This window comes from uncultured Nostoc sp., from assembly GCF_937863485.1.
In the GTDB taxonomy this organism is placed as follows: Bacteria; Cyanobacteriota; Cyanobacteriia; order Cyanobacteriales; family Nostocaceae; genus Nostoc.
The window spans coordinates 41,506-55,880 of sequence record NZ_CALMFY010000043.1; the positions used below are offsets into that span (position 1 = coordinate 41,506).

A 14,375-nucleotide genomic window follows, 5' to 3' on the forward strand; every position below is an offset into this window, starting at 1 on the left:
TAATCTCATCATTCGATCAATAAGTTCCCAGTTCCAAGTTCATAAGCTCAACTTTTGAGTAAAAAGGTTGAAGTTTCTAGTTCAGACGCTCAACGTTCGAGCAAAAAGGTCCCAGTTCCGAGTTCAGAGGCTCAACGTTCGAGTAAAAAGGTTCCAGTTCCGAGTTCAGAGGCTCAACGTTAGAGTAAAAAGGTCCCAGTTCCGAGTTCCGAGGCTCAACGTTCGAGTAAAAAGGTCCCAGTTCCGAGTTCAGAGGTTAAAAATGGGAATTTTGAGAGCGATGTCTACGACAGGCTACGCCTACGCAAAAGCATTTATCCCGAAAACTCGTCTCTGAAGTGGCATTATTAAGGGTTAGTGAGGTTAACATAGTAAAAATGTTTTCAGCCTGTTGTCGGTGAAAATGCCAAGTCAAGATTACAAATGGAAGCGGTTCTGGTGTCCTCGGTCAGGTCGCCTTAATCTAGCTGATGGCGGTTATCTATGCGACCCAGAAGAGAAGTGGGGCAAAATATACAATCCAGATTTAGTAACCTTCGAGGCTATATCCGACTTACCATGTTTAGCACTCCTGGGTGAGCCAGGAATTGGTAAAAGCCATGCTATAGAGGCAGAGAAAAATGAAATTATTAGCGAAATTCAAAAACAAGGTGGTCAGGTACTTTCGTTAGATATCCGTTCCTATGGAAGTGAAGACAGACTGGTTTGGAGATTATTTGACAGCCCAGAATTTACTCAATGGACAGAAGGCACTCATCAGTTACATATTTTTTTAGATAGTATTGATGAATGCTTGCTACGAATAGATACATTAGCAACGCTCCTAGTTGACGAGTTCAAACGTTATCAGAATCATATCCAGCGTTTACATCTTCGTATTGCCTGCCGAACGGCTGTTTGGCAACCAGTCCTAGAGGAAGGACTGAAGCAAATTTGGGGTAAAGATAGTGTAGGAATTTATGAACTAGCCCCACTTCGGCGTGTAGATGTGAGTAAAGCCGCAAAGATTGAAGGCATCGATAATCCTGAAGCATTTATAGAAGAAATTAACAGGAAAGTGGAGAGAAGACCAGAAAATCATAACTTTCGACAATGAGATTCAAGCACAATTTAAATTATCACTTGTTAATAATCTTGAAAAACGGCGCAAGCTTGTTGATCAGGCAGTTATAACAGTTTCCCAATCAGGAGAAAATATATATTTTTTATTGGATTCATTAACAGAAAATATCCTTTCAACAGAAGATGTTTTTTGGATGCTCGAAAAACTTCAAAATATTGATTCTCAGCAAGAGCGAATTTGGGCAGCGCTAATTCAGTGGAAATTTAACCGTAATGATTTAAAACAGATAGATGCTATCCTTGAAGCTACTCAGACTAATAATATCTTACGTGAAGAATTTGCATTCTATTTTTCAACAATTGATTTGGAGTCAGCACAGGCTAAGGAGTTGAGGGCTAACTATCAAAGGATGCAAGAACAGCAGAATCGTAGACAAAAACCTATTTTAGATCCACCACCTAAAGAACGAGTTATTCTATGTATAGAGCAACTAGAGTCAGGAAATCTATTAGCTTGGTGGCAAATAAATATGGAGATGCTGCTTAAGCCAGATAGTCAACATTATGAACAAGAGCTTGAATCAGATTTAACAAAACTTCCTGGATGGCAAGAAGCTGATATAAAAACTCGTAAAAGAATTATCAACGGCGCTAAAAAGTATATTCAAGAATATAATCAAGTAGTTTATGACTGGATAGGGACAAATACGTATGATCGTCCAGCATTAGCTGGCTGTAAAGCTTTACTATTGCTTTTACAAGAAACTCCAGAATTTTTAGACACTATATCATCTGAAATATGGCAACGGTGGGCATCTGTTATTGTTGCCTTTCCTCATAGCAACACCACCCAACGAGAAGATTACTACACCGAATTAGTTAAGCGGGCATACATAAATGCCCCCTCTGAAACCCTGAATACACTGCTGTCCATTATTAATAAGGAGAATGAGGAACATAGCTTTATCTTCATTCTTAATAAATTTAAGAAATGCTGGAATGAGCCTTTCAAAGCTGTTCTTTTAGAAAAGGCTAGGGATACAGCAATTAAACCTCAGTGTATGGGGCAGTTACTTGAAGAACTTTTAAAGCGTGAATCGATTGGAGCTAGAGAGTTTGCTAAATCCCTTGTTTCTATTCCTCTACCTTTAGAAGAAGAAGCACACCAGAAAGCTGTAGTTGCAGGTAAGGTATTAGTCGAATGTGCAGAGCCTATTAGCTGGGCGGTTATTTGGTCGGCTATCCACCAAAATACAGATTTTGGGCGAGAAGTATTTGAAGCAGTCACTTACCGCTACTCGCATGGTTTGCATTTGAAGCTGACTGAAAAACAGCTAGCGGATTTATACATCTGGCTAGTTTGTCAGTATCCTCATGCTGAAGATCCTGATTACAGTAATGATGTTCTTGCTCACAATATGGGCGCTAGAGAGAGCGTTGCTAACTTAAGAGACAGTGTTTTAACACAACTTAGGGAAACTGGGACATCTCAGGCGTGTATTGAGATTGAGCGCATTTCCGAACAATTTCCTAAACTGACCTGGCTTAAAAGAACTTTGCTAAACGCCCAGAACGTTACGCGGCGCAAAACTAGGCAACCACCTCAACCAGAGCAGATTCTTCAGATTGTGAGCAAAAAAGAGTCATACTCCATGAAAACAATACTAATTCTGGCAGCAAATCCTAAAAATTCAAGCCCGTTGCGCCTGGATGAGGAAATGCGAGAAATTAGTGAGGGTTTACGTCGATCTCAGAAGCGTGACCAATTTAAGCTAGAGCAGAGATGGGCTGTTCGGACTAGTGATTTACGTCGAGCCTTATTAGATACTGAACCACAAATTGTCCACTTCTGCGGACACGGCTCTGGGGATGAAGGGCTAGTGATAGAAGACGAAGCTGGAAAATCAAAGCTAGTGAGTACAACTGCTCTAGCAAATTTATTTGAACTGTGTACTGAACACGTCGAATGCGTTCTCCTCAATGCTTGCTATTCAGAAGTGCAAGCAGAGGCAATTGTTCAACATATTGACTATGTAATTGGGATGGGTGACGCAGTTGGAGATACAGCCGCAATCAAGTTTGCTACGGGATTTTATGATGCTCTTGGGGCAGGAAGGTCTATTGAAACCGCTTATAAGTTTGGTTGTAATGCAATTCAGTTAGAGAACATTCCAGAGCATCTGACTCCAAAATTTAAGAAGAAACAATAGCTTGATATCTTTTCTGCTAAGAGGCGATCGCCTTCCAATCTCCATCATCCAACCTCAAACCCTCAAGTTTCAAGCTCAGAACTCGAAAGTTGCACCTCAGAACCCGAAGTTTCGACCTCAGAACTTCAACATTCGAGCAAAAAGCCTGAAACTTCCCCTTCTGAACTCGAAGTTTCAACCTTAGAACTCGAACATCCGAGCAAAAAGCCTGAAACTTCCCCTTCTGAACTCCAAGCTTCACCCTCATTACAGCAAGTTTGACCCTCTGAACACGAAACTTGGACTTCAGAAGCTCAAACATCCCCTTCAGAACTTGAACATTTGGCTTCAGAGGTTAAAGAGTTGAGCTAGAAGTTTAGAATTTAAGTTACAAGAGATATAGATTACTGGCACAAGGGTTAGACAATGAGTGAAACTCAGACCCAGTTACCGACAGATACATGGATTTGTGCTTCTTGGCAAGAGTATGAGCAAGCGATCGCTAACTTGCTCAACGAGAAGGCAAAGAGTTACTACTATAAGGGGCACATGAGGCTGGAGATGGCGCCAGTTAGTTTTGATCATGGTAAAGACCATGTTTAATTATTTTTGCAGTGACTCTATTTACAGCACTTAAAGGGATTCCAGCCAGAGGTTTAGACACAACCACCTTTCGTAAAACTGGTGTTCAGGACTGTCAGCCCGATGTAGCATATTACATCAGAGAACACGCCCAAACTATCCCAGCAGGTACAGGAATTGTCAACCTTGATCGCTATCCTGCACCGGATTTGGTGATTGAGATTGCGAAAACATCTCTGCTGGATGACTTGGGTACAAAGCGATGTCTGACGACAAGCCGCTTCTCTACGAGAGGCTTCGCCAACGCGTCTACGCTCTATGAAGAGTTGGGTGTTACTGAATACTGGGTAGTGGATGTGCAAAATGCCCAAATCATTGCCTATGCTATGGCAGAGCAGGGTAGTAAACGTATTCAGGAATCACAGGTATTTCCTGGGATCGCTATTTTAGAGGAGGCTTTACGCCGTAGCCGTGAAATCAATCAATCTCAAGTTGGAGCTTGGTTCTTGAGCCAGTTTCAACAAAAGGAGGCTTGAGCTACATTTTTTCTTCTATAGACTTCCTGGCTTCTTCTATCTGTGCAGCCAGCTTTTCTTCATCAGGTAATTTTAGTTGATATTCTCTGGCTAAAATATTGGGTAAGTTGTCTAATGCATAGTGTGCAACAGCTTCATCTTTTTCACTGCACAATATCAAACCAACAGGAGGATTTTCTCCAGGGTATGTCCAATGTTCTCTAGCATAGTTCACATAAAAATTCATTTGTCCAGTATCAGCAGGTGTAAGTTTACCCAGCTTCAAATCAATTACTATCAGACATTTCAACACCCGATGAAAAAATAATAAATCAATCCTGTAGCATTCATCGCCAACGCGCAAACGTTTCTGACGACCTACAAAAGCAAATTCACTGCCCAATTCTAATAGAAAGTATTCTAGCTTATTGATTAATGCTTGTTCTAAATCACTTTCTGAATATTCATCCTTCAATCCTAAAAATTCTAATACGAATGAATCTTTAAGTTCTTGTTCCGGGGTTAGGATATCTTCTGCCTGCTTTTTTTCACCTTTTTTCAGCAACGCAGTTTTATTTTGTGACAAAGCTACTCGTTCATAAAATTTACTTTCTATCTGTCTTTTTAGTTGTCTTTCGCTCCAACCACCCCGTAGTGCTTCCGTTTCATAAAATTCTCTAGATTTTAAGTCGTGAACTGAAAGAAGACGAACATAATGCGACCAAGGCAAAGGAAATTCTTGAGCTAAAGTAGATAAATTAGATTCCGCAGACAGTGTTTGCGAAATTTGCCATTTGAGATAAAAACGACGCATTAACTCTAAATTCCGCTCAGAAAAACCTTTGCTATATCTGGCTGTTAAATCTTCTGAAAGCCTTGTTATGACTGCTGCTCCATATTCGGCTCGCTTCTCTCCACCCTGCTCAAGTTCTACAATCCGTCGTCCAATTTCCCAGTAAGTAGCTGTCATGATTGCATTGACTGAACGAGCCGCTGCACGACGAGATGATTCGAGAAGTTTGATTAAATCAGTTAAAGTATTTTCGTAGCCGTTAATCACGATGTTTTTCTCAGTTGCAGTTTTCAGTCTTAAAAAATAATCTATTGTCTCATTTTATGACTTCTCAAATAACTATTTTCAAGATATTTAGCAATCTTATTTCAATTTTTCATCATTCCAAATTGCTGATCCCCGACTTTTTTAAAAAAGTCGGGGATCATGTTTCTGCACATTTGATTCAGGATTGCTCTTTTATGCAGAGACGCAATTTGACTCGCATCTCTACAATGTCTTTGCATGACTTTTATTCTGCGTTCACAAATTCCAAATACCCATTGCTAAGTTCTTTCACCGCCAAGTCATAAAGTTGTTTACCGTGTTCAGGCGTTGCTAAAGCCGGATTTGATCCCATGCGTCCATCTGGGTAACGCACTCGAAAGTCAGCTGCGCTATAAATCCTGTATCCGCTTGCAACTTCGGGTGAAAGGGGCGCTTGCTTAATCGCCTCTGGATAAACGTATTGGGTAAGGGCTACTTCACTTGGCGTTGCATGAGAACCTTCTTGATCCCCATATAATTCTTTAGCTAGCTTATATACAGAACCGCACATAAACCAGTTTGCCACTTGACATTGCACCTGTTGAGCATTGTTAATCTGTAAATCTTCTAAATGGGCGTAAGTTTCGGAGAAAGCCGCTTTCAGGGTGGCGATGTTACCACCATGTCCGTTGATAAAGTAGAACTTGGTAAAACCAGCTTTGGCTAAACAAGTTACATAATCTCGCACTACTTGAATTAAAGTGCTGGGGCGCAGGCTGATTGTGCCAGGAAAGGAAGTATGGTGCAGTGCCATCCCCACATTGATTGTCGGGCCAACGATCGCGCTAGTTGCATCACCTACACCAGCTGCGATCGCTTCTGCACAAATAGCATCAGTCCCAATTAACCCGGTTGGCCCATGTTGTTCTGTGGAACCAATAGGGAAAATTATCCCCTTTGACTGCTGTAAATAAGCTTCGATTTCTTGCCAAGTACTTAAATGCAGTAACATTTTTAATGATTTTCCTCAATAAAATTGCGGTGGAGCGAAACCTTTTTTTGCTACACAGCATTTTCTGTAATTAAACTCCTACTAATACGATTATGAACTGCCAAGATTAAGAGTGGTGGCGATCGCTATCACCAGATCCCCGACTTCGTAAAAGTTGTCGGGGATCAATGGTTTTCACATTTTTAGTTATCAACCACTAACCTGGCAATAACTTTCTGCCAAATTTGCAGGAAATGAGACTATTTATTTCTAGGAATATTGTTTAGGGGATGGAGTCGCAACGAGTTTCAAGCGATATGGATATAAGCAATTTACGGATTCTACCACTTTATCCTACGACACTCGCTGCGAACCTCCATATAGTAAAAATCTAAATTGAGTTATGAGATGTTATGAAGCGTTGCTCTTTGGGATCATCAAGTAGATAAAGGGGATCACTCTTGTCTATTGACTAATCAAAGTAATAATGTTTTTTCACGTTGCTTGTAATTTACCATATGCAGGACATGCCAAGAGGAAAAATCACCAAATCGCCTTTCCCCATTTCCACTGGTTGTCCACCATTAGGAGTAACAACTACATCACCTTCCAAAAAGTAGCAAGTTTCTTGAGAATCATAAGTCCAAGGGAATTTGGAAACTTCCTTTTTCCAAATTTCCCATTTAGAAACACCCAATTCATTGAGGCGTTCTTATGTAAATTGATGCTCAATTTTAATTCCATATTGTATTTTCTCTAGTTATCAACAGTAGGATTGAATATCTTCTCCACACTGATCTACTAGATAACACAAAGCCCGAAAACGCAAGTAGACAAGTTCGTTATAAAGCGGATTGAGTTTGCACATTGGCGGAATGTGGCCTATTGTGCGACCAAAAAGCATGATATCACGCTCAAATGGACACTGGGCGGGAATCAGTTTAGCAATAAATCTGGCTAATTTCCGATTATGAATCTCAAATTTGTCCAGCGATTGACGTAATGGTTGCAGTAAATCTAATTTAGGTAGAGCAAATTGCTTTTTACGGACTGTTCGATCCTTTTCTTCTAAAGGGTTAATAAAAGCAGGCAGAAAAATACGTCGATTTTTTGTTTTAAGCATAGTCGTAGACAAGGTTTTCCTAGTATAGATGAGCTATTTGTCGATTGGGAATATTACCATGTAATCTGTCTGGTCAATTTGCATTCTGCTTGTAAATTGGAAAGTAAAGTAAGCACAATGCAAAGAATTTACATGCATCTTTGGGGGGAAATCGTTTAACTAATTGTTATTTAAACCCACCAAATCAGGAAGAACTGTCCCGTTAAATACAAAATAACAAAGAAAATATAAACATGGCATTTTTTTAACTTATGGATTGCTTATCTTGGATATAGCAATTTTATATCTTAAAGAGAAATGCCTGGTTCTGAAACTGCCTAGTATCTAAAGATGGACTTTGGGGGAGAAGAACAGAGTTTATCTCTGACTCCATATAGACTTTACTAGGATTAGCCTCTAAGATTTAGCGATTCTAGGCTATTAAATATTTAATAATCTGTCCAATATGTTACACTAGCTAACCTATATATTATCTAATAAGTAGCAAAGAAATTCTTTGATAAGTCCAAGCAAATATACTTAGAGAATATAGCATTTATCAAAAATATTTGCAAAAAATGCATCGGTTCTCAGGGCGTACAGCAGTATGCCGCTACTGATATATATCAGGTATTTCCTGAAATGGTATAATTATGAAAATCTTATTTCTTAAAATATCTCAAGCCGTAACGAACTTGATATTTGCTGATATACTCTACATTCTGTTGCTCTAATTTTGACAGCAATTTAAGTGGAAATGCTTTTGGTAAATATATAGGACGATACCAAGGTTGGTTATTAAAGTAATCTTGTAATTCAAGAGTATCAAAACGGCGACCGTGACTGGCAAAAATCGAATTTCGCATAATATCTAGTTCAAAACCGTTTTTACCATCCAAATCTGCATCAGTTACAAGTCTTTGGGAAAGCCACAAATAAGTGTTGACAGCCCTGGTATCAACTGGCGGTATTGATGTAGTTGGGGTAGGTGTAGATTGAGTAGGAAATGGGGTCGTTGGGATCAATTTGGGAGTTTCTATGACGGGGCTTGTGACAGTTGACGGTGTTTGTGAAGGTAACACCGTTTTGTCTGCTGTAGATTGAGAAGATTTTGTTAATACCTGGCTAATAATCACAGATGCACCAATTAACCCACCTGCGATTAAACTGCCGATAAGGATATTATTCTGACTATTACCTTGAAGGTTAGGCTGTGGTTTGACAGGCACTGTCTGAGGTGGCGGTGCAGAGACTACAGTCGGTTGAGTCAAGAGGGGTTGCGTCGGTGGAATAGGATTTGCTATGCTCTGCAAAGTATCCAGCATAGCTCTGGCTGTGGGGTAGCGATCGCGCGGATGATAAGCGATCGCTTTATCGATCACTCCTGCAATGATTGGGCTAAGATGACTGGCATACTGTCGCCAGACAATTTCACCTGTCTGGGAATCCGTTTCTAGTTGTTGGGCTTGTCTACCAGTCAACAAATAAATTACCGTCATTCCTAAACTGTATAAATCACTAGAAAAAACTGGTCTACCTGCGGCTTGTTCACTCGGCATATAGCCTGGTGTACCAATCACAATCGAACTGGTAGGATTACCTTGAGAATTCACCACTGTTCCCATTGATTCCCGTACAGCACCAAAATCAATCAGCACCGGTTTACCATCCCGATGACGCACAATGATGTTATCCGGTTTAATATCGCGGTGAACGATATGCTTAGAGTGAACGTAATCCAGGACGGGTAATAAATTCATAAACAATTCCTGGACAGCGCCTTCACTAAATAGCCCCTGCTTCTGGACTTTTCCAGTTAGGGTATCGCCTTCAATCCACTCTTGAACTAAGTAAAATTGTCCGCTTGAGAAGAAGTAAGCATACAATGCCGGAATTTGGTCATTTGCGCCACCAAGTTCTTCTAAAATAGCTGCTTCCCGTTGAAACCTCTCTTGCACTATCTGGTAAATTTGGGGATTGCTGTGAATCGGTCTTAGCTGTTTAACCACACAACGGCGCTTTGAAGGCATATAGGTATCTTCTGCTAAATAGGTTTCACCAAACCCACCAGCGCCCAGTGTACGGATAACTTGATAGCGATCGTTCAGCAGCTGTATTGTCATGAAAGATTACAAGCGAGATTTCTAAGATAGTTTTCCCCAAAACTACATCATTTCAAATCTAGTAAACCTTCTTCTTTCAATTTAGGATTGAAGCGAATTTGCATTTGCAAACCACGCCCTTCTAGCAATTGCGTTGAAATTTCTGCTTCTACTCTCCGCGCCACATTTTTAATAATTTTTATTTGTGCTAATTCATCATTAGCTGGATTTTGATATTTTGCCTGTTCTTCAGGTGTCATTATCACTTTCACATCAATAGGATGAGTCCATTTTTCCTTGTGATCCCCATTTCCCCAAGGCACACTACCATTTTCAGCAATCCAAGCATTTTCAGTATTTTCTAAAATTGTGCGACTAGGGCGTTCAATAGTTTGAATTTTTACCCAATAGCATTGCTGTGGCTGACGGACTAAATGCTGCTTGAGGCTGAGATAAACATCACGGGAGTATCCTACAAATTGGAGTACTTTTTCTTTGTCAAAAATAGCATATACCCCAATTTTACTCTGAAACTGTTCGGGTAATTGACCGCGATCGTCAATGTAAGGAATGTATTCCAGGGTTGCCAAAGAAGAAAGATTCGTTTCAAGAGCCATACATCAAATATCAAACTTACTATTTGCCTTCAGAATTCAGAGTTGCTAATTAGGGAAAAATTATCTTGAAAATTACCCATTACCCAATTTTTGGTAAATTGCACAAAGGCGACTTGGTTTAAAAATCTTAGCACTAAACATGAAATTTGGTGGTACATTGATGATGGCATACTCATCAGATTCATGATACTTTTCAAATTCTGCTGGCATTCCTTTAGTGGTAGTTAAGCTGTAAGGAACTGGTTGGAAAAGTAATTCTGTAAATTTAACTTGTTCACACTGCAACTGTTGACGAATTTGGTTTAAGAAAGCAACGCTTGTCAATAAATTGAATAGAGTTTCTTGAGCTTGTGCTTCAAGAGTGAAACTGCCATCAAAGTTTTGGACGATTTTAAGGGGCATTTTCTGTATAGGTAGTTATTAACGACTAAGCGATGATAGAGGATAGGCAACATGTTACACATGGTTATCCAAAAGTGCTAGACAATGAAGCCTACCTTTTTATGCAGATGAGCTTTCTGAAAAATCACCGCTTTAAGATCAGCCTATTGGATTGTGGAACTTCTGTCAGCCACAGAAGGAAGCTGGCATGATTAAGAATCGTGAAGTTTAGCAGATTTTCAGGGATAGGTGATTTCTCCTTAACGCTGTGCTGACAAACTTCAGAGCTTGTACTTATAAATTTTAATGTTGACTTTATAACTAAAAATAGAATATTTTTTCAGTATAGAGTAAAATAAAAGAAACGATAGTATAATCTAGCACTATTAAAACGGCATAAGACAAAAGCGATGCCTACAGCGGGCTGCGCCTACGCACTCACTACACTAGTACAACACGGCGTAAATAGAGCAACCATTTAAAAACCTTAAAAAGCCCATTCCGTAATACTTTTGACTTTTGATTTTTGACTTTTGACTTCCGCCTTGCGGTACTAGCCCCCACCCTCCCTAAAAACAATTCTTACACAACAAAATAAGTGGATAATCGTGATGTAAATCACAACTATCCACTCAAAGTTTACTAAATCCGGATTACTAGAAAAAACTCAATTAGATTATTGAAACTAGGCAAAGTTCAAACCAATTAACGTGACTCAGTTCCTTGATTAGGGCTACCTGCTACAGAATCGTTTTCTGGTGCTTCTGGTGTAGCAGAGGGTTTAGCATCACTCTTTTCAGCATCGCCAGTTTTGCGAGTACTTTCGTCAGCGGTGGTTTGGTAACCACCAGAAGCAGTAGGCGTAGTTTCTGGATTATTAGATTTTTGTTCTTCAGCCATGATTACATTCCTAATCATTTATTCTTGGGATTATCTTAAGAAAATTCGGGGTTTGAGTGCATCTATCTAGAATCTAGTTATGGCTGATTTCACCTCTATCGGAAGTATTGTTTAGTACTACTTATGTCTGCTGACAAAATCCATAAATATAGAATTTGTTAACCTTAGAACGCTTGCTGTCGTTAAGGGAGAACTTGGAACGGGTTTGATGTCCAAGATGGTTTTGAAATTGCTTTATTGATAGTTGGCAGGAAATGGCAAATGATCTGAGTGGATAATATGGTGTGATGATTGTGATACAAACTAGCAAAGTGTAATTAATGAACCAGAGCAATCTATCGTTACCATCTGGATGTGTCCTTCGCAAGGCAACCTCTGGGGATCAGTGGTCGATTCGATTGCTGGTATTCTCAGCGAAACTCGATCCAACCCAATTAAATTGGCAGCAATTTTGGGTAATTGAATGCGATGCTTACGGTGGGCAAAGCCTACGTAATCTGGTAGCTTGTGGACAGCTTCGTAATTTCTCAGGGGCACAAGAACTTGGTAGTTTAGTCGTTGCATCAGCTTGGAGAAGTCGTGGTTTGGGTACTTTGCTAACGCAGCATTTGATTAATACAGCAACACAACCACTTTATCTTGAATGTTTAGGTGAACGATTGGCGCAGTTTTACAGTCGCTTTGACTTTGTACCAATATCTTTTGAAGACTTGCCACAATTTCCCAGAATAAGAGGCTTGTCTACGCTCAAGGGTAAATATAGATTTTCGCAATTAGCTAAAAAGCTGCTCAAAGTTCCTGTGGTGTTTATGGAATATCGAGATCAGTTAAGGCTTGATCCTCCCTAACCCTCCTTAAAAAGGAGGGAATTAGAGCAAGCCTTTTTAACGGGAGAAAGTTATCCGATTTTGGATGAGAGGATTTTGGATTGTGAAAGAGTTGCTGGTAATCGCTTTGAGCGCTCCATCTGTCGCAATCATTGTTCAAATTGGTGTTATCCATCAATCCAACGGAGGTTTAGCAAAAATCGTTAGTAAGACTGGCCCTAGTAAATAGTGGTGATTCAAACACAATAACCCAGCAGAGGAGCCAAGAAGTTGACGTTGATTAGGGCTGTAGAGTCTAATTCCACGGGGAGAGATTGGCAATAATTGAGGTTCTGACTCTTTTTTGGAGGTAATGTCAACTAAGTAGAAGCGTCCACCGGGAGAAAGTACTCGTGCTATCTCACTAACCACCTGTTTAGGTTCCAAATAGTGCAAAAAGCTGATAGTGCTGAAAATAGCATCAAATTGACCATCAGCAAAGGGAAGAGACTCAGCTTTCCCCTCAATATAAATTAAACGTGGACGGTGGCAGTTGCTCTGTCTTGCTACCCGCAACATATTAGCAGATAAATCCAATCCGGTGGCTTGCAGGTCGGGAAACTGAGTAGCAAGGCGCTCAAGTAAGCGCCCAGTACCACAGCCGATATCAAGTACATTTGCTGATTCTGGTAAATCGACATACTCCAGTAACCGTTTGTGAACGGCTCGATAAAACACTGAAGGAAAGAGCCAGTCGTAACTTGATGCCCATAGGTCAAAAAGTAGCTTTTTGTTAATAAAAAACTCATCAGTCATCAGTTTTCGCAGTTTCCCTGAAGCTTGGTGCTTTTTTAGGGTAAGTTTAGCTGCGCCTCCAAGAAGTTGGTTATAGCTTTGCAGTCCGGCAATATCTAGCCTAGCCTTTGGCACATTACCATTTCACGAAATTCTGTTAAAAATACGTTGCCAGGGGCGTACAGATGTCATGGGTGTCAACTTAGGAATAAGAATTAAATAACATACAATTTATGTCCCTGACTTACCTCACCCTCAATCCTTTTCCTTATAAAGGAGAGGGAAGCAAGATAGAGGATGAAGATTTTGCATTTTATTTAATCCACGTTCCTTAACGTCAAAGCCTGTCTAGAACAAGCTTTTAGAGATTGTCTCGTTAAGAGTGGGAATGCCTAATGGGGGGCTGCCGCCTCAAGACTTGCGGCTGTGCCGCAATTGAAGAGCATTTCCAGCCTTTGGCTGGAAACGAGGTTTTAAAAGGGTTTGCGCTTAGGGACTTCCAGTTAAAAAAACATCCCATTATAGGGGCGCAAAGCCTTGCGCCCCTACAAATGTACAAATAATTTTGGATAATTTATTTTTTGTCAGTCCCTTAAGTTGACACCAATGTACAGATGTAAGTCTTTACAGCCGATTCATTTGTTGCAAAAATTTTTGGGCATGGTATAAATCATCCGGAATTTTGGCAATTGAATGTGTAGTTAACAGTGTGCCTAGAGACTCATTCTATCTCTGTAAAGAACCAAAAAATGGGCAATCACTGCATAAAACTATAGAACCTAACCGTATGTATTTATAGAGGTTCAAATACAACAAACTCAATCTAATTTGAAATTATCAAGGTGAACAATTATGACAAGCTTTATTCAAGTCCGGTTACACAATGATCTACTGCACACAGTCCGCCAGTGGTTGGAAACGATAAAAATTCATAACTCCAAATTGGCTCATTTCCTGTGCAAAGCTATTCCTGCTCAATGTCCCTTTGAGCGAGACATCACAATGTTTGGTCGGAAGCTATTTCACATTCCTCCGATGTGTAAATTAAATCCCCTATACGAAGAAGTGGTTGGTTTACGTTTTAAAGCGCTCTGTTATCTTGCCGATGAATGCGGTGAAGATGTCACAGCTTATTGCTAATAGCCAGTTGGATCGTTCTTTGATCAAGCAGCCATCGGGAATTGCAGACATACGGTTGTTACTTACTCAGATTTATACTAAGCTAAGTAGACCTAATTTAGATGTTTGGCTATTAAGTAGCTGGCACCTCACTAAAGTGTTTCCAGACCGTATT

15 protein-coding genes are annotated in these 14,375 nt (G+C 40.1%); 6 read left to right on the forward strand and 9 right to left on the reverse strand.

Annotated elements, in window-relative coordinates:
- Positions 1 to 403: 403 nt before the first annotated feature.
- From Q0541_RS05820 to Q0541_RS05835, 4 genes are all read left to right on the forward strand, one after another.
- Positions 404 to 1,096, forward strand: a complete 693-nt coding sequence (locus tag Q0541_RS05820; protein ID WP_298906889.1) for an ATP-binding protein — start codon at positions 404 to 406, stop codon at positions 1,094 to 1,096.
- 160 nt (positions 1,097 to 1,256) lie between these two features.
- Complete coding sequence (locus tag Q0541_RS05825; RefSeq protein ID WP_298906891.1) at positions 1,257 to 3,272, forward strand: CHAT domain-containing protein; 2,016 nt, start codon at positions 1,257 to 1,259, stop codon at positions 3,270 to 3,272.
- 405 nt (positions 3,273 to 3,677) lie between these two features.
- Positions 3,678 to 3,854, forward strand: coding sequence for a hypothetical protein (locus tag Q0541_RS05830; RefSeq protein ID WP_298906893.1), 177 nt, complete (start codon positions 3,678 to 3,680; stop codon positions 3,852 to 3,854).
- Between the two features lie 11 nt (positions 3,855 to 3,865).
- On the forward strand, positions 3,866 to 4,369 hold the full coding sequence (locus Q0541_RS05835) for a Uma2 family endonuclease (RefSeq protein ID WP_298906894.1): 504 nt from the start codon (positions 3,866 to 3,868) through the stop codon (positions 4,367 to 4,369).
- 1 nt (position 4,370) lies between these two features.
- On the opposite strand, the gene Q0541_RS05840 is transcribed toward Q0541_RS05835, so the two are convergent.
- The 8 genes from Q0541_RS05840 to Q0541_RS05875 form a co-directional block, all read right to left on the reverse strand.
- Complete coding sequence (locus Q0541_RS05840; RefSeq protein WP_298906897.1) at positions 4,371 to 5,408, reverse strand: PDDEXK nuclease domain-containing protein; 1,038 nt, start codon at positions 5,406 to 5,408, stop codon at positions 4,371 to 4,373.
- Between the two features lie 244 nt (positions 5,409 to 5,652).
- Positions 5,653 to 6,399: a creatininase family protein gene (locus Q0541_RS05845; protein ID WP_298906900.1), complete on the reverse strand. Its 747-nt coding sequence runs from the start codon at positions 6,397 to 6,399 to the stop codon at positions 5,653 to 5,655.
- Positions 6,400 to 6,889: 490 nt separating this feature from the next.
- Positions 6,890 to 7,075: a cupin domain-containing protein gene (locus Q0541_RS05850; protein WP_298906908.1), complete on the reverse strand. Its 186-nt coding sequence runs from the start codon at positions 7,073 to 7,075 to the stop codon at positions 6,890 to 6,892.
- A 66-nt stretch (positions 7,076 to 7,141) separates the two neighbouring features.
- Positions 7,142 to 7,501 (reverse strand): Mo-dependent nitrogenase C-terminal domain-containing protein, encoded by a 360-nt coding sequence (locus Q0541_RS05855; RefSeq protein ID WP_298906911.1) that lies wholly within the window; start codon positions 7,499 to 7,501, stop codon positions 7,142 to 7,144.
- Positions 7,502 to 8,142: 641 nt separating this feature from the next.
- Positions 8,143 to 9,603 carry a YARHG domain-containing protein gene (locus Q0541_RS05860; protein WP_298906913.1) on the reverse strand — a complete coding sequence of 487 codons (1,461 nt, stop codon included), beginning with the start codon at positions 9,601 to 9,603 and terminating at the stop codon, positions 8,143 to 8,145.
- 47 nt (positions 9,604 to 9,650) lie between these two features.
- Positions 9,651 to 10,199: a GIY-YIG nuclease family protein gene (locus tag Q0541_RS05865; RefSeq protein WP_298906915.1), complete on the reverse strand. Its 549-nt coding sequence runs from the start codon at positions 10,197 to 10,199 to the stop codon at positions 9,651 to 9,653.
- Between the two features lie 72 nt (positions 10,200 to 10,271).
- Entirely contained in the window at positions 10,272 to 10,601 is a 330-nt protein-coding gene (locus Q0541_RS05870) for a hypothetical protein (RefSeq protein ID WP_298906918.1), read from the reverse strand.
- A 684-nt stretch (positions 10,602 to 11,285) separates the two neighbouring features.
- A complete protein-coding gene (locus tag Q0541_RS05875) occupies positions 11,286 to 11,480 on the reverse strand; it encodes a hypothetical protein (RefSeq protein ID WP_298906921.1) in 195 nt (64 codons plus the stop codon).
- A 320-nt stretch (positions 11,481 to 11,800) separates the two neighbouring features.
- On the opposite strand from Q0541_RS05875, the gene Q0541_RS05880 reads away from it, so the two are divergent.
- Positions 11,801 to 12,328: a GNAT family N-acetyltransferase gene (locus Q0541_RS05880; RefSeq protein WP_298906923.1), complete on the forward strand. Its 528-nt coding sequence runs from the start codon at positions 11,801 to 11,803 to the stop codon at positions 12,326 to 12,328.
- Positions 12,329 to 12,481: 153 nt separating this feature from the next.
- Here the strand turns inward: Q0541_RS05880 and Q0541_RS05885 are convergent, their stop codons facing one another.
- Positions 12,482 to 13,102: a class I SAM-dependent methyltransferase gene (locus tag Q0541_RS05885; RefSeq protein WP_298907142.1), complete on the reverse strand. Its 621-nt coding sequence runs from the start codon at positions 13,100 to 13,102 to the stop codon at positions 12,482 to 12,484.
- A gap of 831 nt (positions 13,103 to 13,933) precedes the next feature.
- Between Q0541_RS05885 and Q0541_RS05890 the strand changes: the two genes are divergently transcribed.
- A complete protein-coding gene (locus Q0541_RS05890) occupies positions 13,934 to 14,221 on the forward strand; it encodes a Mo-dependent nitrogenase C-terminal domain-containing protein (RefSeq protein ID WP_298906926.1) in 288 nt (95 codons plus the stop codon).
- Positions 14,222 to 14,375: the final 154 nt, after the last annotated feature.

Bases quoted from the DNA above. Each gene is read 5' to 3' on its own strand.
- Q0541_RS05820 (WP_298906889.1), top strand. From the start codon at position 404: ATGCCAAGTCAAGATTACAAATGGAAGCGGTTCTGGTGTCCTCGGTCA.
- Q0541_RS05825 (WP_298906891.1), top strand. From the start codon at position 1,257: ATGCTCGAAAAACTTCAAAATATTGATTCTCAGCAAGAGCGAATTTGG.
- Q0541_RS05830 (WP_298906893.1), top strand. From the start codon at position 3,678: ATGAGTGAAACTCAGACCCAGTTACCGACAGATACATGGATTTGTGCT.
- Q0541_RS05845 (WP_298906900.1), bottom strand. From the start codon at position 6,399: ATGTTACTGCATTTAAGTACTTGGCAAGAAATCGAAGCTTATTTACAG.
- Q0541_RS05855 (WP_298906911.1), bottom strand. From the start codon at position 7,501: ATGCTTAAAACAAAAAATCGACGTATTTTTCTGCCTGCTTTTATTAAC.
- Q0541_RS05860 (WP_298906913.1), bottom strand. From the start codon at position 9,603: ATGACAATACAGCTGCTGAACGATCGCTATCAAGTTATCCGTACACTG.
- Q0541_RS05865 (WP_298906915.1), bottom strand. From the start codon at position 10,199: ATGGCTCTTGAAACGAATCTTTCTTCTTTGGCAACCCTGGAATACATT.
- Q0541_RS05870 (WP_298906918.1), bottom strand. From the start codon at position 10,601: ATGCCCCTTAAAATCGTCCAAAACTTTGATGGCAGTTTCACTCTTGAA.
- Q0541_RS05875 (WP_298906921.1), bottom strand. From the start codon at position 11,480: ATGGCTGAAGAACAAAAATCTAATAATCCAGAAACTACGCCTACTGCT.
- Q0541_RS05880 (WP_298906923.1), top strand. From the start codon at position 11,801: ATGAACCAGAGCAATCTATCGTTACCATCTGGATGTGTCCTTCGCAAG.
- Q0541_RS05885 (WP_298907142.1), bottom strand. From the start codon at position 13,102: ATGACTGATGAGTTTTTTATTAACAAAAAGCTACTTTTTGACCTATGG.
- Q0541_RS05890 (WP_298906926.1), top strand. From the start codon at position 13,934: ATGACAAGCTTTATTCAAGTCCGGTTACACAATGATCTACTGCACACA.